Here is a 21,458-nt window from a genome sequence, read left to right as displayed (position 1 = left end):
CATGACTGACGCTTACATCTACGACGCTGTCCGAATCCCCCGCGCACGGGTGCGCAGAGCCGGGGGGACGTTGGCCGATGTGCCGCCTTACGAGCTGTTCGGTCAGCTGTTGACGGCGCTCGAATTACGTTCCCTTCCGGTGGGATCTGTCGATGACATCATCGTCGGGATCAGCACTGTCACCGGTGAGCACGGTGGTGATCTCGCCAGGGCGGCCGCGCTATGGGCTGGCTGGCCCGACGCGGTGCCGGGTGGCGTGGTGTCACGGCTGTGCTGTTCGGGGCTCGACGCGATAGAGGGCGCCGCTGCTCGAATCAGCGCGGGTTTCGCCGAGGTGATCGTCGCGGGTGGTGTCGAGTCGATGTCCCGGGTGCCGATGCTTGCGGACCGGCCGCCCATTGCGATCGATCCGGACCTCGGCGAACGCACCGGGTTCGTCACGATCGGTGTCTCGGCGGATCTCACTGCCGCCGCGCACGGCATCGGCCGCGCCGATCTCGATGCCTACGCGGTCCGCTCGCATCGGCGTGCCGCCGGTGCGCCGAGCTCGGCCTCGGTGATTCGGGTGCGCAAGGGCGACCGGGTGCTGTTGGATGCCGACGAGGGGGTTCGCTCGAACGCGACGATCGACGAATTCGGCTCGCTGCCAGCGTTGTTCGGTGATGATCCAGCGTGGCAACGGGTGGCGCGCCGGCTGCCGGGGCAGCCGCGCCCGGCCGACGGCCTGCACACGCTGGCCACCGCGCCGCAGCTCGCCGACGGTGCGTCCGCGGCCGTGATCGGCAGCCGAAGCGCCGCAGCCGTTCTCGGCCGCGACCCGATCGCCCGGATCGTCGGCACCGCCCAGGCGGCAGTTCGCTCACCACTTCTCACGGCTCCGGCCGCCGCGGCCCGCCTCGCCCTGCATCGCGCCGGGATCACCGCCGCGGACCTCGACGTGATCGAGGTCAACGAATCCTTCGCGGTGACACCGATCTTGCTGACCAGGGAGCTCGACGTTGACCCGGATCACGTCAATCCGTGCGGCGGCGCGCTCGCCGTCGGCCACCCGCTCGGCGCAACCGGCGGCAACCTCCTCGTGACCGCCCTCGACCAACTGACGCTGATCGATGGTGAGTACGCGTTGCTGACCATTCCCGCCGCACTCGGGCTCGCGTCCGCCGTCGTCGTGCGGCGACTCTGATTCATCAACTCTCGGAAGGGATCTCATGTCCGATCCACAGCCACTCGACCGCCGTTCGGTGATTACCTGCCATCCGGCCGAACAGGTCCGCGACTATCTGGAGCGCGGATGGTGGCAGCCCGAGACCCTGCTCGACGTCTTCGACCAATGGGTGCAACAGCGACCGGATGCCGTGGCGGTCACCGACCCGGCCAACCTTCGGGACCTGACCGGCGCCGATCCGAGCGAATTGACCTGGCGCGGACTGCATGATCGGATCGAACGCACCGCGGCCGCACTGTTCGACTACGGCATCCGGCAAGGGGATGTGGTCGCGGTACTGCTTCCGAATTCGGTCGACCTGGTAGCGACGTACCTGGCGTTATGGCGGCTCGGCGCCGTCGCTACGCCGATGCCGGTGTCGTATCGCAGGCACGAGATCTCGGGCATTGCCCGCGCCTCCGCTGCGACAGCCATCATCACCGTCGAGACTCTGCACAATCGGGCGCTGGCACGCGAGATGGTCGCGCTCGCACACGATTCCACCACTCTGCGGACTGTCTTCACCTTCGCGTCATCTGCGGCCGACGCGCCGGTCTCGGATGCGCAAGCCTGGGGCGCGCACTCGCAGGAAACCGGCCGTGCGCTATCGGCCGCGGGTACTCGGGTACTGCGCCCGGCCGCTGTCCCGTCGGAAACTCTCGACCGCCTGCGCGAATACGTCGCGGGTCTGCACGTCACCATCAATGACCGGGTGACCATCTGCTGGACCAGTGGCACCGAGTCCGCGCCGAAGGGCGTACCGCGCTGCCACGCCGACTGGCTCGCCATCGGCTGGGGTCCGCAGGACGGTTTGGAAACGACCGAGGAGTCGGTGATCCTCAACCCGTTCCCGATGGTGAACATGGCGGGCTTTGCCGCCGCATTCCTGCCGTGGCTGCTGGGTGGCGGACATCTCGTGCAGCATCAGCCGCTCGACCTGCCGGTCTTCCTGCGGCAGATTCGGGCACACCGGGTCACCCACACCAGCATGCCGCCCGCCCTGCTCACGATGTTGCTGCAGCGCGCCGACCTGCGTGCGGCCGCCGACCTGTCGTCGCTGCGTCGCGTCGGCTCCGGAGGCGCGCCGTTGCCGCCGGGCGTGGTCCGGGAGTGGCAGCAGAAGTTCGGTATCGAGGTGCTGAACTTCTTCGGCTCCAACGAAGGCGTATGCCTGATGGGTGCGCCAGGCGATATCCCCGACCCGACGGTGCGAGCGCAGCACCTGCCCAACTACAGCACAACGAGCCGGACCTGGGCGACGCGATTGAGTGCCAGCACATCCGTTCGCCTGGTCGATACGCACACCGGGGAAGTGGTCACCGATGTCGGCAGCCAAGGGGAGTTGCGACTGAAGGGGCCGACGGTTTTCGGCGGCTATCTGCCTGGCACCGCGAGTTCCAGCCCCTTCGATGCGGACGGGTTCCTGTGCAGCGGTGATGTTTTCGAGCTCTGCGGGGCAGGCGGCAGGTACTTCAAGTTCGTGGATCGCGTGAAGGAGATCATCATTCGCGGCGGCATGAATATCGCTCCCGCCGAAATCGAAGGGCTACTGATCGATCATCCGTTCGTCGCCGATGTCGCGATCATCGGCTACCCGGACGAGGTGATGGGCGAAAAGTGTTGCGCTGTGGTTGTTTCCGCGCCAGGATCGGCGGTGACACTGCAGGACCTGACCGATCATCTCCGCGCCGCGGAGGTGGCCTCGTTCAAACTTCCCGAACGCCTTGTGCTCGCCGCCCAACTGCCGCGCAACCCGGTCGGCAAGTTGATGCGTCGCGACCTGCGCGCCGAGCTCCTCGACACCGAAGGTTGACCCATGGCCGATGCACCGGTCGCACCACACCGCGCAACCCCGAACATCACCAACGGAGACGCCGCCGCCCAACTCACCGAGCTGCTGCAAGGCAGACTGCCGGGATTGCTCGGCGTGCGAGTGCTCACCGCCGACGCCGCCCGCGTCACCGCGGAAATGGAGGTTCGAGAGGAACTCCTTGCCCCCAACGGCTACCTGCACGCGGCCACCGTTGTAGCGCTCGCCGACACCGCGTGCGGTCTCGGCGTGCGCCTCGGCCTGCCCGGCCGGGCGGACAGATTCACCACCATCGAACTGAAGACCAACTTCCTCGCCACCGCCCGCGCCGGCCTGATCCGCACCGAGGCCACCCTCGTCCACGGTGGCCGCCGCACCCAGGTCTGGGATGCCGCGGTCAGCGACGGCTCCGGCAAGACCATGGCTCTGTTCCGCTGCACCCAACTGATCCTCTGACCATCACGTCGAACAATTCGAGCCCTTGTTGCAATCGCTCTACGAGTGGATGATTGCCCCATCAGCCTTGGTCGAAATGATCTCTGTGCCAGAGCATTCTGCGAGCAAACGTCGATAGCCTGGAGTGCGGAACCCGCTTCGATTCGATGATAGGAACACGATGGTGACGAGGACCTTGAGTCAGCTGGAGTTGTTGATCGAGCTGGAGCCGGTGGCCGAGCAGAACGTCAACCGGCACTTGTCCATGGCGAAGGACTGGCACCCCCACGATTACGTGCCGTGGGACGAGGGCCGGAATTTCGCCGCCATGGGCGGCGTCGACTGGGAGCCGGGGCAGTCCAAGCTGAGCGAGCTGGCCAAGGCCGCGATGATCACCAATCTGCTCACCGAGGACAATCTGCCGTCCTACCACCGTCTGATCGCCGAATCGTTCTCCCAGGACGGGGCGTGGGGCACCTGGGTCGGCCGCTGGACCGCCGAGGAGAACCGTCACGGCATTGCCATGCGGGACTACCTCGTGATCACCCGTGGTGTGGACCCGGTCGCCCTCGAAGAGGCGCGGATGATCCATATGACCAACGGGGTGACGGACCCGACCGGCATGGGCGAGACCGGTTTTCTGCAGGGCGTCGCCTACGTGACCTTTCAGGAACTGGCCACCCGCGTCAGCCACCGCAACACCGGCCGGGTCTGCAACGATCCGATGGCTGATCGTTTGCTGCAACGCATCGCCGCCGACGAAAACCTGCACATGATCTTCTACCGAAACCTGTGCGCAGCGGCCCTCGATCTGGCCCCCGACCAGACCCTCGAGGCCATCTCGTTCATCATCCAGAACTTCCAGATGCCCGGCGCCGGCATGCCCAATTTCCGTCGCAACGGCGTCCTGATGGCCAAACACGGCATCTACGACCTGCGCCAGCATCTGGAAGAGGTCATCACCCCGGTCCTGCGCATCTGGAACATCTTCGATCGCACCGACTTCACTCCCCGCGGCGAACAGCGGCGCGACGAACTCGCCGCCTTTCTGGAAAAGCTCGGCAAGGACGTCCTCAAGTTCGAGGAACAACGTGACCGTGCCCTCGCCCGCGAGGCCATGAAGCGCGAACGTCAAGCCATCTGAACGCCGTTTCGTCCGGAATAGGACGATCGCCGGCGGCGGTTGCAGTATCCATGACAAGACCTGTTCTACAGCCAGGCCCGGATCATCCGATCACCGTTACGCCGCACCAGGAGCGCGTGGTCGTCAGAGTGCACGGACGCGTGGTCATCGACACGAGGAACGCGCTGGTGCTGCGGGAAGCGTCCTACCCGCCGGTCTACTACCTGCCGTTGGCCGATGCCGAAGACTCGGTGCTGGAGCGCACCGACACGACCACCTACTGCCCCTACAAGGGCGACGCGAGCTACTACACCGTGTCGGTCGACGGCAAACAGAGCGTCGACGCAGGATGGGCGTACGAGTCGCCGTACCCGGCTGTCGCCGAGATCAAGGACCACATCGCGTTCTACCCGGATCGCGTCGACACTCCGTAACACGTGAACGGTCGCGGCAGCTGCTATCGCACGAGACCGATACAGAGCTTGAAGCCCGGTGCTCCACCCATCAGATGGGCGCCCGCGGACTGCAGGATGCGGTCCTGGGCGACGATGTGCTGGCACATGGTGTTGGTGTCGCGCAGCCAGCGATCCAGCGGAGAGGGACGGTAGATCGACGAGGTCTGGCGCAGGTCGTACAGACGCTGGACGATCGAGCGAGCCGTGCGGAACGCGTGCAGCCGGGAAAGCGGAAGGGCCGCGCGCTCGTCAGGGGTGAGGGCGTCGAGAGTGCCGTCGGTGGACAGGATTTCCCACTGCCGCCGCATGGCGGCATAAACCCCGGCGCGGGTGGCGTGGAAGTCGGCCTCGCATTCGGCGATGGTGACCTGCAGACGGTAGTCGTCCGCCTTCGCAACGGATTCGGCGCGCGCGTAGTCGAGGGCGGCGCGCGCGACACCGAGCGGCACCGCCGGCATATTGCGCATGTGCACCTCCGGCTGCGACAGCGGGCCGGTTTCCCCACGGACGGTGGCGAATTCGAGGGTGTGCTCCTCGGGCACGAAGATGTCGGTGATGGTGTAGTCGCAGCTACCGCTACCCGCGAGGCCGGTGGTGTGCCAGGTGTCGATGATCTCGACCTTGGCGCGCGGCACCATGAACAGGCGCGAGTCCGGTGCGCCGTCGGCGTCGCGTTCGGGCTGGCCGTCGCGCTGGATGAACGCGCCGGAGACGACCCAGTCGGCGTGCGTGATGCCGCTGCCGAACTGCCAGCGGCCGGTCAGGCGGAAGCCGCCGGAGACGCGCTCGGCGCGACCGGTGGGGAAGAGCAGGCCCGCGGTGACCATGTCGATGCTGGGGAACATCTCTTTGGCGACCGCTTCGTCGAGGAAGCGTGCATAGAGGCCGGTGTCGGAACCGATCATCGCGCACCAGCCGACAGAGGCGTCACCGTAGGCGAGGGCCTCGACGACCTCGGTCTGCTCGATAGAGGTCAGCTCCGGGCCGCCCCACGCGTGGCTGAAGGCCATGCGAAAGACGCCCGCGTCACGCAGCAGATCGACGATGTCGCTCGGCAGTCTGCGGGCCCGCTCGATTTCCTCGGCGCGTTCGCGCAGCCGAGGCGCGAGCGACTGTGCGCGGGCGAGGATTTCGGCGCCCGCGCGTGGCAGCGGGTCGGTGCGTGGTTCTTCGACGAGGGTCATGCTGAGGTCTCCTTGCTGGTGGCGTTGATCGCCTGCGGGAAGTGAAAGAACTGATCCGGATCGTGACGGCGTTTGATCTGCGCCAGGCGGGGATAGTTCGGTCCGTAGTAGGCCGACTGCCAGTCGGTGAGGGCGGGGTCGGTGAAGTTCACATAGGACGCGTCGGTGGCGTGCTGGCCCATGTCCTCGTGCAGACCGTCGAGCCATTCGAGATTGCTCCACACCGACTGCGCGGGATCGGTGGTGCTCCACGAGGTGTCCATCGAGATGAGGAACAGCGTGTCGCGGTGCGGAAAGGCGGTGTCGGCGACCGGGATCCGATTGATGGCGCCGCCCCAGGTGAACAGGGCGACGCCCGCACCATCGGGGTTGGCGCTACCCGGCCAGCGGTCGATGGCTGCGACGATGGATTCGACGCCGTTGTCGCCCAACGGTTTCGGAGTGCACCGGGTGCGGACCGCGAAAGGGTCGCCCGAGGTTTCGTGGTGCAGATAGTCTTTCGCCTCCCAGTAGCTGCGGTCGGCGATGTCGGCGCGCTCCGGTGTGGCGACCGCGATGGCTGGTGCGAGCAGCTCCCGCAGCTCGGTAGCAGGCCCGAGATGCTGACCGATGACGGAGACGACGCCTTCGCCGTCACCCGCGCGGCTAGCGCCGATGCGGGCCGCGAATTCGTCAGGTGCCTGCGCCATCACCTCCTGCATGACCGCGAGGACCTCCCTGGCGTGCTGCCACGACCAGAGCAACAAACAGGTCGAGCTAGGTGCCGTGGCCCGCGCCTGAAAGGTGAAAGACGTGTTGACACCGAAGTTTCCCCCGCCACCACCACGGCAGGCCCAGAACAGATCGGCGTTCTCGGTGGCACTGCATACGCGGGTGGTGCCGTCGGCGAGCACGATCTCGGTCTCCACCAGCGCATCCGAGGTGAGACCGAAGGAGCGTGACACCGCGGCGACGCCGCCACCGAGCACCAGCCCGCCGATGCCGACCTCGTTGGAATTGCCGAGTGGGACCGCCAGGTCATGCCGCTCCAGCGCGGCGTAGATCGCGCCGTTGCGGGTGCCGCCACCGACGGTGATCAGCCCGTTCGCCGCGTCGACCCGAATGTCATCGAGTCCGCGCAGATCCAGCACCAGACCGGTGCCGACCGAATGGCCCGCGTAGCTGTGTCCTCCGCCGCGCGCGACGATCGACATGTTCTCCTCGCGTGCCCAGGTGATCGCCCGCGCGACATCGTCGGCGGAGCGCACCGACAGCACCGCCGTGGGGCGAACATCGGCGTAGCGCTTGTTGAACGGCCTTGTCGCGGTATCGAACCCGTCGTCACCCACGACGCGGACGCGCCCGTAGACCAGCCGTTCCAGCCCCTTCATTGCGGTCCGTCCGGTAGGAGCGGGTCGCGTGCTGGAACTCGAATGGGCAGGTGTGGCCCTGTCATTTGATCGTCCTCGAGGTCGCTGGAGCGGAAAAGTGGGCGCGGTGGTTGCGCGAGAACTGGCTTCCGGTTCAACAGACTTCCTCCAGATAGGAGATCCCGCTGGCGGCGTTCGGCCCGAAGCGCTCCCACTCCTCGCGCAGCCGCAGCCCGGCGTCGGTGTGCTCGGGTTCGGAGCGGGCGAAGCCGGAGATCACCTCGCCGTCCTGCAGCACCATCGTGTACCCGATGCGCAGGACACCTTCGGCGTCACAGGTGCCGTTGACGATGCCGCGGCGGATCCTGCCACCGGCGAAGTCCGCCCACACCAGGTCGCCCTGCTGGTGATAGCGGGCGATGACGCCATCGTCGTTGTCCGGGTTGCGAAATCGCCTGCCGTCGTAGTCGATCATTTGTCGGCGTCCAACAGTCCGGCGGGCAGCGTGAATGTCGCGCCTGCCGCGAGCGGTTCGAGCGGGTCACCGACTAGTTCGACGGAAGCGCTTGCCGCCTTGAGTAATTCGTCGCAACGCGGCGAATCAGAGGCCTCGCACACCACGAACGAGTGCCGCGCGATGTAGCCGCCGGGCGGCAGCCGCAGTTCCGCGCCGGGCTCGACCATCACCGCGGCGGTGACCAGGCCCGGTCCATGCTCGGGCACGGTGACCGAGCGCACGACGCAATCATGTTCGGGGTAACCGAATCTGATGCCCGCCGCGGCCCGTTGCGTCGGTGTGGTGGAGGGGCGGTGTCCGGTCGCGACATCGACGAGCACCTCACCGGGGTCGATCCCAGTGGCGATCTTGCCGAGGAACGGGATCAGGTCGCCGCCGAGCCGCCCGTTGACCTCGATGATCAGTGGCCCGCGCGCGGTGAGCCTGACCTCGGTATGGGTGATGCCGTTCTCCACGCCGAGTTCCCGGTGCGCCTCGGCCAGGGTGTCCAAGAGGACCTCGTCCTCGAGCAGCGGGTCCGCGGCGTCGACGAGGTGACCGACCTCCTCGAAGTACGGCTCCATCCCGGTTCGCTTGCGCGCCAGGAACATCGGCAGGTACTCGCCCTTGTACACGGCGGCGTCGATGCTGATCTCTGGGCCGACGGCGTATTCCTCGACAATCGCGGTGCCACGGAAGGGTTCGTCGCCGATGGCGCTCGCACTGGTCGCGGTGGTGAAGGCGGCGTCGAGTTCGGCGCGATCATCGGCACGCACGACGCCCATGCTGGCGCCGAGCGCCTGCGGTTTCACCACGACCGGATACCCGATGCGGTCGGCCACCGTCCGCGCCTGTTCCAGCGAGGTGGTGAGCTCGAAATGCGGTTGCACCAATCCCGCCGCGGTGAGGACCTGCCTGGTGCGGTTCTTGTCGCGGCAGCCGCGCACGCCGAGCGAGCTCAGGCCGGGTACACCGAGTTCTTCTGCCATTTCCGCTGCGGGCTGGACGAGGGGTTCGTCCCAGCACATCAGCCCGACCACGTGGCGGCGGCCCGCGATTTCGCGGGCGCGGTCGGCGAGAATCTGGTGGTCGAAGACGTTCGCGACGACGATCTCGTCGAAGTACTCGTGCTGCCAGGTGGGTTCGATGTTGTTGAGCAACACCAGGTCCAGGCCGCGCGAACGGGCGCGAGCCGCGACCGACTTCACGAGATATTCGCGGTAAAGCTTCAGTCCGCTGCCGATCGCGAGCAGGACGTCGTTGGGGGTGTTAGTCATGCCTTCTCTTCTTCCTTCGACATCAGGCGGCCAGTCCGGCGGCCGCGAGCTCGACAATGTGGTCGGCGACCAGTGGCGCCGTACGGAATCCGTCGCCGCCGGTGGCCGCGCGGGCCCAAACCGCGGGTCCCGGCTGCGCGAGCGCGCCGCAGCCGGTCACCGCGTCGACGGTGTAGTGGCACTGTTTGATCGCGGCCACGGTGTAGCGGTGCGGATCGGTGAGAATCCGATCGATGTATTGCCGTGCGGCGGTGCGGTCTTCGTTCGGTTCGGTGAGTGTTGCCGCGTCGCGGCACAATTCGGTCGAGCTGAGTTTCAGCAGGGTGCCCGCGCCCGGCGGCATCAGCCAGCCGGTGGCATCGGCGCCGATATTGCCGGCGCTCGGCGCTCGGTCCCACCATGCCCGCAGGTCGTCGGGTGGACGTAGATAGACGGTGGTCTGGCGGTGCAGGATCGTCGGTACATCGACGAGTTGTCCGGTCCAGGCACCGGTGGCGAGCAACATCACCTCACCGGTGAGCGAAGTGCCGTCGTCGAGCTCCAGCCTGGTGGCATCGGTGTCGACGGCGACGACCTCGCGCCACGGCCGCAGGGTCACAGCGGGATGGCGGCGCAACCACGCGGTGGCCGCGTGCAGCACCCGTTCGGCAAGCAGCACGCCCGCGTCCGTTTCCCGCACGCCGACGTAGCCCGCGGGTAGCACGATGTGCGGCAAGGTATTCGGGTCCAACAGGCTGATGGTGATATCCGCCCGCCGTGCCACGTCGACGACATCGTCGGTCCGATCGGCGGGCCAACCGGTAACCACGCCGATCCGCCGATAGAACTGGCCGCCGAGCAGTGCTTGCAGCCGCAGCCAGCGCCGGTGCAACGCGGCGGAGGTACGGGTGGCGGCGGCATCGCCGGGCGCGAGCGCCCGTATCGCTCGATGCTGATCGAACGAGCTCGAGCTCGGATTCGGGATCGGCCCCCGGTCGACCACGGTGACGCGGTGCCCGGCGCGGGCGCAGCGGACCGCGGTGATGAGTCCGGTGACGCCCGCTCCGGCGATGACGACCACGCTCATCTCAGACCTCGAGCGGTTGCAGGCGCGGCAGCCGCACCGGTTCGATCGTCCTGCGCTGGACGACCTTTCGGACGTCGCTGTCGGGCAGCATGTCGGAGCCGGACAGCGCCGTCGCGGCCAGATCGATGAGAATCGGTGCGGCACAGCGCAACAGCACATCGACCTCATGGCAGAAGTCGCCGCCTGCCGTGATCTCGACGCGGTCGAGCCGGGCCAGCTGCTGGGTGAGGGTTTCCGCGGCCCGGTTCAGGCTGAACCGCGGCAGTTCATAGGCGACGCGGAACCGTTCGACGATGCGCGCCGCGGCCTTTCGTGAACGGTCGGAGACCGGAAGCGCACCGCGCCACACCCAGGCATCGGCCTTGGCGGCCACCCGATTCCATGGTTCGACAAGTCGGGTCCTGGTCAGCGCGGCGAGCTCGGCATGGTTGAAGCTGGTGCGCTGGAGCTCCGGGCTGTTGGCCGCCAAGTGGAAGCGGATCAGGTCGCGCGGGGCCTGTGCGGCGAGATCGCGGCCCCACACCAGATGGCCGCGGCTGGTGGAGAACTTCTCGTGATCGAGTTCGTAGAACTCGTTGGTGAGGAACAGCTTCGGCAGCTGATAGTCACCGAGGGCGAGCAGCATCGCCAGTCCGGAGATTCCGAACGGGTGGATATTGTCGATGCCGAGGAAGTACACGACCTGCGCGGCCGCCTCCGGCCGCCACAATGCGTCCTCGGTGGTCGGTTCCAGACCGCGTCGTTCGGCGGCGAGCATGGAGCAGTACATCGTCCACGCGACCGGCTCGGCGTTCGGGTTCACCACCTGACCCGCGAGATCGTCACCCGGAGCCTGGATACCCCACGAGATCGGATAGGTGACCGGGAAATCCGGCAAGGGCCGAGCCAGCAGTTCCTCGACGACTTGGGCCGCGTGGGGGCGCAACAAACCCGCGGCCTCGGCGAAGTGCGCGCGCAGCCGATCCCGGTACTGCTCCAGCGGCAGGACGAGTACCTTCACCTCCCGAATCTCCAGCGGATCCTCGGGATGCCGGGTAGACCGGGGATCGAGCAGGTCGCCCGCACCGACCGCGTGCCCGCAGCTTTCGCACAGGCCCGCACTGCTGCCCGCCAGGCACACCGGACAGGTGCCCGCTACGTGGCCGTCGACGAGGTACTCGCCGGTGCGCGGCGAGTACGGAAACGGCATGGGCCGCAACTGCAATGCGCCCTTCGCGCGCAGCTCACCAACCACCCGGCCGACGAAGGAGGTGAACCGCTCCTCCCAGCCGGTGAACGCGTCCACCGCGATGCCGAGTGCGGCGAGTGTCGCCTCGACCTCCTTCGCCGAACGTTCGACGAGTGCCTGCGGTGTGGTGCCCAGCCGAGTCGCGGTGGTCAGCACATACGTGGAGGTGTCCTGAACGCCGGTGCCGAACAACACCTTCCGGCCGACGGAGCGGGCGTAGCGCGTGTAGACATCCGCGGCGAGGAAGGGACCAGCCACGTGCCCGAGGTGCAGGTCACCGTTGGCCGTCGGAGCGGGGGAGATGACGATGGTCGGGCCGGTCATGGCGCAACCGCGTTCTCAGGATCGGCGAGGGCCGGATCCGCGTGCCTGGCAACGAAAGTCGCCGACATGTCGGTGTCCCACCAGATGGCGTACCACTCGAAATCGGTGTCGCCGCTGTTTCTGACGTGATGGGTGGTGCCGGGGATCAGATGCGCCAGGTCACCCGCGACGAATTCGCGCTCCTCGCCGTCCACCTCGAGCGTGGCGCGTCCCGCCATCGCGATGAACAACTCGTACTCGTGGTGCGCGTGCGCCGAGGACACGTCACCCGGACGCAGCACACACCACGCGCCCTCGAACGGCGCATTGAGTGCGGCCCATGGCAGCAGTCGCTCGGAGGCGACGCCGTAGGCCTCGGTGAGGTTGGCCCGGTCCAGCCTGCGGATCTCGATCATGCCGTCCTGCTTTCCGGGAACGCGCCCGCGGCCACATGACGGCGATCGAGGATGTCGTCGACGATGTCCTGAGAGCGGTGCGCAAGTACGCTGATCAAGGTGTCGGAGATGCCGTGCGTCGCCTCGTTGACGCCTTGTAGATAGACTGCGCCCCAAGCAGATTCGCCGAGGTCGAGGCGGTAGCGGCGGCTCACCTCGATGTCGGCGATGCCGAGCCGGTCGGCGAGATCCTGAACGAGCGCGGGCATCTGCTGCTCGTACCCGGTGCCGAGCAGCACCACGTCGCAGCGCAACGGCTCGACCTTGCCGCTCTTGAGATCACGCAGCTCGAGCACGACTTCGTCGCCGTCCATGCGCGCGGCGGCCACCTCGGTCATCGAGCGGATGGTTGAGCGCTCCTTGCCGAGCATCCGCTGCTGGTAGAGCATCGAATACAGCTCGTCGAGGAACGGTGGCGCCAAGCCCGCGTAGTTGGTCAGATGGACCTCGTCGAGGATGCGGCCGCGGACCTCGACGTCGGAGTTGTAGAACTCGTCGACGAACGACGGGAAGAACAGCTCGTTGACGAACTTGCTGGTCTGGTAGTTCTGCAGGCCGATGGAGCGCATCACCATCGTCGGTGTGCTCTGCGGCAGGTCGCTGTGCACGGCCATGAACATCTCGGCGGCGCTCTGCGCACCGCCGACGACTACCGGACGGATCGGCCGGTCGGTGGGCTGCTGTGCGATCCTCGTGCAGTACTGGGTGCTGTGAATGACGCGGTCGGCGGGCAGATCCCGGAATACTGCGGGGACGTGCGGGTCCCGGCCGGTGCCGATGACCAGATCCCGACAGTCGACGGTGTCGCCGTTGCTGAGGGTGACCGTCCAGCCGACCAGTCGCCCGTCGGTGGTGCGGCGCGGTTCGACCCGCTCACAGCGGGCGTCGTGGCGCACCCGCACCTGCTCGAGCGAATGCGCCACCCACTGCTGGTATTCCGACAGCTCCCACCGATACGGGTTGAAGGTCGACAGATTGACGAACTCGTTCAGCCGGCCGCCCTCGTACAGAAAGTTGAGAAACGAGAACCGGCTCCGCGGATTGCGCAGGGTGACAAGGTCTTTCAAGAACGATACCTGACTGCGTGCCCACGGAAGCAGGAGGTTGCGCTGCCATTTCACGTCGGGGTGCTGTTCGAGCAGCACCGTATTCTCGGCAAGGCGCCGAGCGCCGGATTCCTCGAGCGCGACGGCCAGGGCCAGATTCGCGGGGCCGGCGCCGATCGCCAGGACGTCGACTTCGTGATCGGTCACATTTCCACCTGAGTCTTGACGGGTTCTTTCAGAACTTCTTTTCGGAACTGAGAGCCAGTGAATGCGCCGGCGGAGTTGTCCGAAACCGTTCGCGCGAACCGAACATCAACTCACCGACACGAACTCCTGCACGTGAGCGGCTCGAGGCGAAAAGTGACTGTGCCGCAACGGATCAGGGCACGCACCGGTTGCCGTCATCTAGCCGAGTGGCTTCTGCGGCGGGCGAGGTTCAGCGGCGCATTGTTGCCGTGGTGGTGGAGAGCCGCGCCAGCCTGCGGCGACGTTCTCGATCTCGATCAGCATTACCGCGCACGTTCTGCGTTTGAATGGCCTTGCCGATCAACCCTGCCGATCAAACGGGCGATCTGCTGAGCTTGCGAGATGACTACCGCACAGGACAACCCGCAGGTAGGCGGGTCATGACCAGATCACTTGGGCTTCGACTCGCCGCGGGGATCACCGCTGTCGCGTCCGCGGCGCTGCTCACCGTCGCCTGCGACAGCAGTTCGTCCGCGGACGATACCGATCGGGGCATCATCAGTTACAACGGAACCGAACCGGAGAATCCACTGATTCCCGGGGACGCGACCGAACGTGACAGCGTGAAAATCGTCGATGCGCTGTTCACCGGACTCGTCGAGTACGACCCGGTGACCGCGCAACCGCGCAACGCCGTCGCCGATTCGATCACCACGACCGACTCAGGCGTCTACACGATCACCCTCGAGCCCGGCTGGACCTTTCACGACGGAACATCGGTCACGGCGAAAAACTTTGTCGACGCGTGGAATTACACCGCCTACGGCCCGAACAAACTGCAGGGCGCCACCTATCTGTCGCATATCCAGGGCTACGACACGGTCCAGAACGCGTCTACGACACAGATGTCGGGCCTGCGAATCGTGAACGATCACGTCTTCGAGGTGACCCTCGCCGCCCCGTTCTCCGCCTTCGCGACGGAACTCGGATACGCCGCGTTCTTCCCGCTGCCGAGCAGCTTCTTCAGTGACCGGGCCGCGTTCGAGGCACATCCGGTCGGCAATGGCGCGTTCCGGTTCGTGTCGCACACGGCGGGCAAGAACATCGTCGTGCACCGCTACGACGGCTACGCCGGTGCGCGCAAGCCGCACATCACCGGTGTCGAGTTCCGCTTCTACAAGGCGCTCGAAGACGCGTATGCCGATGTGGTTGCGAACAAACTCGACTACCTGGACTTCGTTCCGGCCTCCGCACTGGCGGGCGGGAAATACAAGTCCGAGCTGTCCGGACGCAATGTGTCGCACACTTACCTCGGCATCCAGTCGATCTCGTTCCCGCTGTTCGATGCGAAGTACAGCGATCCGCGGCTGCGGCAGGCCATTTCGATGGCGATCGACCGGAAGTATGTAGTCGACACCGCATTCGGCGGGGACAAGCTACTGCCCGATGGACTGGTGCCGCCGAGTGTCCCCGGCTACGCGAGCGGACAATGCGGGGATTTGTGCACCTATCAACCGGACAAAGCGCGGCGGTTGTTCGAGTCGACAAACTTCCAGGGCCCCATCGAGCTGACCTCGAACGACGACTCGGCGAACCAGGTGTGGATCGACGCGGCGTGTGTGACCATCACCAAGGCGCTCGGTCGCGAATGCCGCTACGCACCCGTTCCGACGTTCGGAGAATTCCGGAAGCTGATCAATGATCGGCAGATTTCGACCATCTTCCGCTCCGGCTGGGTCGCCGACTATCCGTCCATTGAGAACTTCCTCAATCCGATCTTCCGCACCGGCGCGGCGGTGAACGGTACGACCTACTCGAGTCCGGCGGTCGATTCGCTGCTGGCCAGAGCCGACGCCGCACCGTCCGAGCGGGAGGGGTGGGTGCTGTATCAGCAGGCCGAGCGGCAGATTCTGCAGGACATGCCCGCGATTCCGCTGTGGTATCAGAAGGTGCAGTCCGGCTGGTCGACTCGGACGGACAATGTCACCGTCACTCAGTTGCTTCAGCTCGACCTGTTCGAGGTGACGGTGCACTGATTGCGTACCAGCTCGGCGCACAACAAAGGCGGTGGCGTTCAACGCCACCGCCTTTGTCATGTCCGGCCTCAGTCGAGCGCCGTGACACCACCACTGGTGCGCAGCCGCAGTGGCGTGATGATCAGAGCTTCGGTGAACATCTCGGCGAACTCCTGCGGCGTACCGAACATCGCCCCGATGCGTTCGGCGTACTTCGCCGCATACTGCGGATGCTGGTCGGCAGGCGGCACGTCGTCGACGTGTGCCGCGGTGCCTTCGATGCGGATGATGTCCCTGCCGATGTCGGTTACGTCGAGACCGAGGGCCACGTGGGGATTCTCGCTGATATTGCGGAGCTTGATCTTCTTCGGCTGGCTGTAGATCAGGATGGTCCCGTCATCGCGCAGCAGGAACCACACCGGCACACTGTCGGGCCTGCCGTCCGGGCGTACCGTCGTCAGCCACGCCATCAGGTTGCTGCGGAGCCGACCCTCGACATGCGAGCGGCGCCCGGCAGGCAGCTGAGCTATCAGGTTCATATCGGCCTTCATTTGAACTGTCGGTTGTCTTGCATTCCGGGGGATGTGCGAAAGAGCCTGTCCTGCAAGATATGTCGGCCTTCTCGACGACTTCGGTCGTCGAGAAGGCCGACATACTCGCCGATTAGAGGCTAGCCGAGCCCGCCCGATTCCGCGGATCTCACGCCGCCGCTTTGTTCTCGCGGATACCGGCGTACGCGCACCACGCGGCGAACAACCCGAGCGCGCCGCACAGCGGCCAGATGCCGCTGCCCAACTGCTCCCAGGCCAGCACGCCGAGCGTCGGTCCCAGTGCCATGCCGAGGCCGAAGGTGGCCTGGTGGGTACCGATGTAGCGGGCTTTCACCGCTGCGGGGAAGGTGGACGGGTAGGCGAACATGGTCGGTCCGTTGATCATCACGCCGAACACGAACAACACCGTGAACAGGATGATCGGTACCGCCCCGTGCCCGGCCAGCGTGTACCCGGCCACTCCGAGTCCCATGATCGCGGTACCGACCGCGCCGACAACGTTGGGGCGCAGGTTTTTCACGTAACTGGTGATCTTCAGCTCGCACAGGATGAGCACCACCGATGCGGTGACGAGTACGGCGCTGTAGAGCCCGGTCGAATGGCCGTCGGCGGTGATGTTCAGCGGCAGTGCGACGGTGTACTGCACGTAGATGATCGAGCCGATCAGTACCGAAGCGAGGAATAGATGGTAGTGCCGATCGCGCAGGATCACACCGTATCCGGTGTGCTGTGCGGGCGTTTTCTCGTCCTCGTCCTTGTCTTCGTCTCGGGGCGCGGCCACATTCGGCAGCAGCACCAAGGCGAGTGCCGCGTAGGCCAGCGCCGTGCCCGCGTCCAACCACAGCAGCAGGTTCCAGTCGATCAGAATGACCGCGGCGGCCACCAGCGGCGCCAGCGCAGCGCCCATGTTCAGCGCGATGCGCATCATCGAAAATGCCATCACCCGATGCTCTTCCGGCATCAGGTCACTCAGCAGGACCGCCGCCGCCGGGCGGTAGGACTGCGTAACCAGACCTGACAGCGCGACCACCACGAGCAGCGCGGCGAACAGACTGGGCTTGCTGAGCAGCGGGATGAGCGCCAACAACACGGCCGAACCGGTCATCGCGGTGATGATCGTCGGACGCGGGCCGAGCCGGTGGGTCAGTTCACCGCCGAGCATGGTGCCGAAAACGGCGCCCGCACTGTAGGCGGTCAGGGTCAGGCCGGCCTGACCTATCGAGAACTCTCGATGCGTCAGGTAGAGCACCAGAAAGGTTTGCACGAAGGCGCCGAGCTGATTGATCAGCACGCCGATGAGGAGAACGACGACGGGGCGTGGTGTTTCCCTTATGGCAGCGAAAACGCCTGTCCGAGTAGTTGTCTGGGTTGCGTTCATCGAGATGATCCTTGTTCGCCGGAGACCGCGTATGGGCGACGCGGGATGGTGCGACGACCGGACATGTACCAGCCCGAGCGCTCGCTGCGACGTCCGTCGCGCGTTAGTGCGTGAACAATGCCTCGACGGCGCCGAAGTCCAGCGCGGCGCCGAGAGCGGTGTAGGTGCCGTGCTCGAGGAGTTCGTCGGCGGCGGCCTTGGCTTGGGCGTAGGCAGCCTGGGCGAGTGCGGGACCGACGCTGACCCGTCGCACGCCCACCGCGGCGAACTCCGAAATGCCCGGCGCGCCGGGGCCGGTCATCACATTGATCGGCAGCGGAGACTTGCCCACCAGGTCGCTCAGCGTTTCCAGGTCGAGCAGGCCGGGTACGAACAGGCTGTCCGCCCCGGCGGCCGCATAGGCGGCGGCGCGGGTGAGCACGTCGTCGAAACGGTCTTCCGGCGCGCCGATGCCGAACAGGTACACATCGGTGCGGGCGTTGATGACCAACTCGGGCAGACCGGCCGAAACCGTGGCCGCGCGGGCTGCCTGGAGTCGGGCCGCCTGGGCGGCCCGGTCGAACAGTGGGCCGCCGGGCGCGGTGGAGTCCTCGAGGTTCACCCCGACCGCGCCCGCGGCCACGACCGCTTCGACCGTGGCGGCCACGTCTTCGGGCGCGGGCCCGTAGCCGCCCTCGATGTCCGCGGTGACCGGCAGGTCGACCGCGGCGACGATCCTGCGCACCTGGCCGACCGCCTCTTCCCGGCTCACCCGCTGGCCGTCGGGGTGGCCGAGCGACCAGGCCACGGCCGCACTGGTGGTGGCGATCGCGGGCGCGCCCGCCTGGGCGATCAGGGCTGCGCTGAACGCGTCCCACGCGTTCGGCAGCACGAAAAGGCCGTCGGCGTGCAGGTTCCGCAAGGATGTCGCGCGAGTGCGCTGGATGTCGGCCTTGTCGTCGGTGTTCGGGATAGCGTCCGCCACGTCGGCTCCTCGGGTCGTCTGATCTGGTCGAACTCGACGAAGGTATCCCTGAAAAGCCGCTCGATGACCAGGCGGACGCGCACTGCGGACAAACGAACGACAATGCCGCTGTTGCCACAGGTCAACCTCTCGGTGTCCGGTCTCCCTGGACAACCGGTCAATGCGTGAAACCGCCTTCTGTGAAGCCGATTGCGGCGCGCAGCTGGTCGGTGTGCAGCTGATCCTGATCGCGGCGGATGGCGAACCGATCGGCCTCCTGGGTGACCAGCTGGCCGATCAACGGCGACATCAGATAGCGGTCGGGCGTCGAAACGCGGTGCAGCAGACCGCCATCGATGAGGCTGTCCATCGCGTACTCGGCGGACTCGATCGAAATGTGCAGTGCGCGAGCCAAAGTGGTCGGTGTGACCTCATCCGCGCCACCTGCCAGCATGTGCAGCACATGCTTGGCCAGCGGTGGCAGTGCCAGGTAGGCGGGTAGAACGACGTCCGCGAGGCTGATATCGCCGATGCGCAGCCAGTTCGACACATTGACGCCGTCGGCGAGGCGTCCGGCGATCTCCGAGAGTCGGCGACCCGGTTGTGCGGCGATCTTGCGCCCCGCGATGGTGAGTGCCAGCGGCAGGTGACCGCAGAACTCGGCGATGCGCAAGCCCGCCGCGTGCTCGGCGCGTACTCGGTCGCTACCGATCAGCAGGCGCAGCAGGTCGATGGATTCGACGCGAGACAGTGGACCGAGGGTGATGCGACGGACGCCGTCGAGACCGAGCAGCCGCGAGCGGCTCGTCACCACGATCTGGCTGTTGAGCGAGCGGGCCAGCAGCGGTCTGACCTGTGGTTCGTCCTTGACGTTGTCGAGCAACACGATGACGCGGCGTTCGGCGAGCATCGACCGGTAGAGGCCGATGCGATGCATGTCGTCGTCGGGGACCTGGTCCGGCGGTACGCCGAGCGCGTGCAGGAAGCCGGTGATGACTTCCAGCGGCGCGGTATCGTCGGCGCGCCGGGTGGCCATATCGGCGAAGAGTTGGCCGTCGGGGAATTCCGCGGTCAGCTGATGGGCGAAGCGCAGCGCGAATGTCGTCTTACCGATCCCGACCGGTCCGCGCACGATAACCGGGACGCGGGAGTCGGCGATACCCACCATCGCGGCGCGGGCGCCGTCGAATTCCGCCATGCGTCCCACGAAGTCGTGCGGTCCGATCGGCAACTGGGCGGGACGCGGTTGTCCGGGCTCGGCCGCCGCCATCTCGTCCACACCGATCGGTGTGAGCGGTTCCGTCGGTGCGCCCCCGCCGCGGGCTTCGCGCCAGCGCTGTTCCCACTCCTGGGGATCGCCACCGCACGCGCGGGCGAAGGCCAGCGCGACCGGGAGGGTCGGCAAGCGGTGGCCGCCCGCGGCGTCCGATAGCACCGAGGGGGAGTACAACGCGGCACTCGCCATCTGCCGATAGGACGGATTTCCTGCTGCGGCACGGAGCTTGCGGAGGTCGCCCGCAAAGGCGCCGACCGGTCCGGATCGGGTATCGATCGGCTTTTCTCGTCTACCCATCGGTCCCTATCACCTCCTGAAATGCGTTGTAGCGCAAGTATTCTTACGCCGAGGTGGCCAGCCGACAACTTTGTCGGCTCCCCCCATGATGCTGCCGCCGCACCCACATTCCCGGCGCGGACGGTCCCGTCTCAGTCATCACCGCACTTCCGGGGATAGTCCGCACTTCGGTTCATTCGTGTTCGAACTCTCCCGTTCCGCGATGCTCCATCCGGCGGGTGAACGGCCGGAGTCGAGGTGGGGTGCAACAGGCTACACACCGCCTAAGCCTGGATCGCCTTAGAGCTGTTGGGCATTAACGCTTTTCGGACATCCAGGTAGGAAGCGCTCTTGACTGAAATTGTTTTAGTCGAATACACTAAAACTCGTTCACGAGAGGAAGTGATCGACATGGGATACGGACAATGGGATGACACCGCCTATCGCGCGGCCAAGACCTACCGTGCCAGCCGGGGGCTCGACGACTTCGGGTACACCGCGACGATGCGCGCCGAGCCGTCAACGAGGTGGCGCGCACACCCTGACCTCGATCCGCTGGGGGTTGACGTGCGGGAATGCCGGGATTCGACCGAGCACGGGAATTCGCTGCCCATCGCGGTGTTGTTCGACGTCACCGGGTCGATGGGACAGGTGCCGATCATCATGCAGGACAAGCTCGGCAAGCTGCACGGGCTATTGCAGCGCAAAGGGTATGCGGAGGACCCGCAGATTATGTTCGGCGCCATCGGTGACGCGGACAGTGATCGAGTGCCGCTGCAGGTCGGACAGTTCGAGTCGGACAATCGGATGGACGAGCAATTGCGCGCCGTGTTCCTGGAAGGTGGCGGCGGTGGACAGAAATCCGAAAGCTATGAACTGGCAGCCTATTTTATGGCTACTCACATCGTGACCGATGCCTGGGAGAAACGGCGCAAGCGCGGCTACCTGTTCCTGATCGGCGACGAGCTCAACAAGCCGAAGCTGGCGAGCAGGCACATCCGCGAAGTCGTCGGCGACCACGTGCGGCGCGACATTTCGGTGGAATCCATCTATCGAGATCTCGCCGAACGCTGGCACATTTACTACATTCTGCCCAACCAATCCAGCTACTTCGACGACCCGGAAATCGCCGACCACTGGCGCGCCCTGCTCGGCCAGAACTTCCTGAAGCTCGACGACCCCCGCGCCGTCTGCGAACTCATAGCACTCACGATCGGCCTGGAAGAAGACCGCATCGACCTACCCGCCGGTCTCGCCGACCTGCGCGACGTCGGCTCGACCGCCGAAGCGGACTCCGTCGGGAAAGCGCTGGCTACCAACCGCCCCGGTATCCGGGCCTTGCCGAGCGGCCGCAGTTGAGCTCACTGGTGTGATCCGCGTTGCGGCAGGTCGCGGCCGCGCA

19 protein-coding genes are annotated in these 21,458 nt (G+C 66.2%); 7 read left to right on the top strand and 12 right to left on the bottom strand.

The window, feature by feature from the left end:
- The first annotated feature begins 1 nt into the window (after nucleotide 1).
- From ACFQZZ_RS06920 to ACFQZZ_RS06900, 5 genes are all read left to right on the top strand, one after another.
- Complete coding sequence (locus tag ACFQZZ_RS06920; RefSeq protein ID WP_378675552.1) at nucleotides 2-1,183, top strand: thiolase family protein; 1,182 nt, start codon at nucleotides 2-4, stop codon at nucleotides 1,181-1,183.
- Between the two features lie 25 nt (nucleotides 1,184-1,208).
- Nucleotides 1,209-3,017, top strand: coding sequence for a class I adenylate-forming enzyme family protein (locus tag ACFQZZ_RS06915; protein WP_378675550.1), 1,809 nt, complete (start codon nucleotides 1,209-1,211; stop codon nucleotides 3,015-3,017).
- A gap of 3 nt (nucleotides 3,018-3,020) precedes the next feature.
- Complete coding sequence (locus ACFQZZ_RS06910; RefSeq protein WP_378675547.1) at nucleotides 3,021-3,470, top strand: PaaI family thioesterase; 450 nt, start codon at nucleotides 3,021-3,023, stop codon at nucleotides 3,468-3,470.
- A 163-nt stretch (nucleotides 3,471-3,633) separates the two neighbouring features.
- On the top strand, nucleotides 3,634-4,593 hold the full coding sequence (locus ACFQZZ_RS06905; RefSeq protein WP_378676444.1) for an acyl-ACP desaturase: 960 nt from the start codon (nucleotides 3,634-3,636) through the stop codon (nucleotides 4,591-4,593).
- A gap of 50 nt (nucleotides 4,594-4,643) precedes the next feature.
- Nucleotides 4,644-5,006, top strand: a complete 363-nt coding sequence (locus ACFQZZ_RS06900) for a DUF427 domain-containing protein (RefSeq protein ID WP_378675545.1) — start codon at nucleotides 4,644-4,646, stop codon at nucleotides 5,004-5,006.
- 23 nt (nucleotides 5,007-5,029) lie between these two features.
- On the opposite strand, the gene ACFQZZ_RS06895 is transcribed toward ACFQZZ_RS06900, so the two are convergent.
- The 8 genes from ACFQZZ_RS06895 to ACFQZZ_RS06860 all read right to left on the bottom strand — a co-directional run bounded on the left by ACFQZZ_RS06895 (nucleotide 5,030) and on the right by ACFQZZ_RS06860 (nucleotide 13,638).
- The gene (locus ACFQZZ_RS06895; protein WP_378675542.1) at nucleotides 5,030-6,211 is read right to left on the bottom strand and encodes an acyl-CoA dehydrogenase family protein; all 1,182 of its coding nucleotides are present in this window, start codon (nucleotides 6,209-6,211) and stop codon (nucleotides 5,030-5,032) included.
- Nucleotides 6,208-7,581, bottom strand: coding sequence for an FAD-binding oxidoreductase (locus tag ACFQZZ_RS06890; RefSeq protein WP_378675540.1), 1,374 nt, complete (start codon nucleotides 7,579-7,581; stop codon nucleotides 6,208-6,210). Before ACFQZZ_RS06890 ends, ACFQZZ_RS06895 begins: the two co-directional genes overlap by 4 nt.
- 133 nt (nucleotides 7,582-7,714) lie before the next feature.
- The gene (locus ACFQZZ_RS06885; RefSeq protein ID WP_378675537.1) at nucleotides 7,715-8,035 is read right to left on the bottom strand and encodes a hypothetical protein; all 321 of its coding nucleotides are present in this window, start codon (nucleotides 8,033-8,035) and stop codon (nucleotides 7,715-7,717) included.
- Entirely contained in the window at nucleotides 8,032-9,333 is a 1,302-nt protein-coding gene (locus tag ACFQZZ_RS06880; RefSeq protein WP_378675534.1) for an ATP-grasp domain-containing protein, read from the bottom strand. The genes ACFQZZ_RS06885 and ACFQZZ_RS06880 overlap by 4 nt, the downstream gene beginning before the upstream one ends.
- A 22-nt stretch (nucleotides 9,334-9,355) precedes the next feature.
- Entirely contained in the window at nucleotides 9,356-10,399 is a 1,044-nt protein-coding gene (locus ACFQZZ_RS06875; RefSeq protein ID WP_378675531.1) for an NAD(P)/FAD-dependent oxidoreductase, read from the bottom strand.
- 1 nt (nucleotide 10,400) lies between these two features.
- Nucleotides 10,401-11,951: a class I tRNA ligase family protein gene (locus ACFQZZ_RS06870; protein WP_378675529.1), complete on the bottom strand. Its 1,551-nt coding sequence runs from the start codon at nucleotides 11,949-11,951 to the stop codon at nucleotides 10,401-10,403.
- Nucleotides 11,948-12,346 (bottom strand): cupin domain-containing protein, encoded by a 399-nt coding sequence (locus ACFQZZ_RS06865; protein ID WP_378675527.1) that lies wholly within the window; start codon nucleotides 12,344-12,346, stop codon nucleotides 11,948-11,950. The genes ACFQZZ_RS06870 and ACFQZZ_RS06865 overlap by 4 nt, the downstream gene beginning before the upstream one ends.
- Nucleotides 12,343-13,638 (bottom strand): lysine N(6)-hydroxylase/L-ornithine N(5)-oxygenase family protein, encoded by a 1,296-nt coding sequence (locus ACFQZZ_RS06860; RefSeq protein ID WP_378675524.1) that lies wholly within the window; start codon nucleotides 13,636-13,638, stop codon nucleotides 12,343-12,345. The genes ACFQZZ_RS06865 and ACFQZZ_RS06860 overlap by 4 nt, the downstream gene beginning before the upstream one ends.
- 419 nt (nucleotides 13,639-14,057) lie before the next feature.
- Here ACFQZZ_RS06860 and ACFQZZ_RS06855 point away from each other — a divergent pair, with 419 nt between their 5' ends.
- Nucleotides 14,058-15,653, top strand: coding sequence for an ABC transporter substrate-binding protein (locus ACFQZZ_RS06855; RefSeq protein WP_378675521.1), 1,596 nt, complete (start codon nucleotides 14,058-14,060; stop codon nucleotides 15,651-15,653).
- A 68-nt stretch (nucleotides 15,654-15,721) separates the two neighbouring features.
- Here ACFQZZ_RS06855 and ACFQZZ_RS06850 read toward each other — a convergent pair whose 3' ends face one another.
- The 4 genes from ACFQZZ_RS06850 to ACFQZZ_RS06835 form a co-directional block, all read right to left on the bottom strand.
- Nucleotides 15,722-16,171 carry a TIGR03667 family PPOX class F420-dependent oxidoreductase gene (locus tag ACFQZZ_RS06850; protein WP_378675518.1) on the bottom strand — a complete coding sequence of 150 codons (450 nt, stop codon included), beginning with the start codon at nucleotides 16,169-16,171 and terminating at the stop codon, nucleotides 15,722-15,724.
- 160 nt (nucleotides 16,172-16,331) lie between these two features.
- Nucleotides 16,332-17,561, bottom strand: coding sequence for an MFS transporter (locus ACFQZZ_RS06845; RefSeq protein ID WP_378675515.1), 1,230 nt, complete (start codon nucleotides 17,559-17,561; stop codon nucleotides 16,332-16,334).
- 103 nt (nucleotides 17,562-17,664) lie between these two features.
- Nucleotides 17,665-18,525 carry an isocitrate lyase/phosphoenolpyruvate mutase family protein gene (locus tag ACFQZZ_RS06840; RefSeq protein ID WP_378675512.1) on the bottom strand — a complete coding sequence of 287 codons (861 nt, stop codon included), beginning with the start codon at nucleotides 18,523-18,525 and terminating at the stop codon, nucleotides 17,665-17,667.
- A gap of 157 nt (nucleotides 18,526-18,682) precedes the next feature.
- A complete protein-coding gene (locus ACFQZZ_RS06835) occupies nucleotides 18,683-20,077 on the bottom strand; it encodes a helix-turn-helix domain-containing protein (protein ID WP_378675509.1) in 1,395 nt (464 codons plus the stop codon).
- 390 nt (nucleotides 20,078-20,467) lie between these two features.
- On the opposite strand from ACFQZZ_RS06835, the gene ACFQZZ_RS06830 reads away from it, so the two are divergent.
- Nucleotides 20,468-21,415 carry a hypothetical protein gene (locus tag ACFQZZ_RS06830; RefSeq protein ID WP_378676442.1) on the top strand — a complete coding sequence of 316 codons (948 nt, stop codon included), beginning with the start codon at nucleotides 20,468-20,470 and terminating at the stop codon, nucleotides 21,413-21,415.
- Nucleotides 21,416-21,458: the final 43 nt, after the last annotated feature.

The sequence above is a fragment of the Nocardia sp. GCM10030253 genome (assembly GCF_042675075.1).
Classification (GTDB): domain Bacteria; phylum Actinomycetota; class Actinomycetes; order Mycobacteriales; family Mycobacteriaceae; genus Nocardia.
This window is presented reverse-complemented; position numbering and strand designations above follow the sequence as displayed.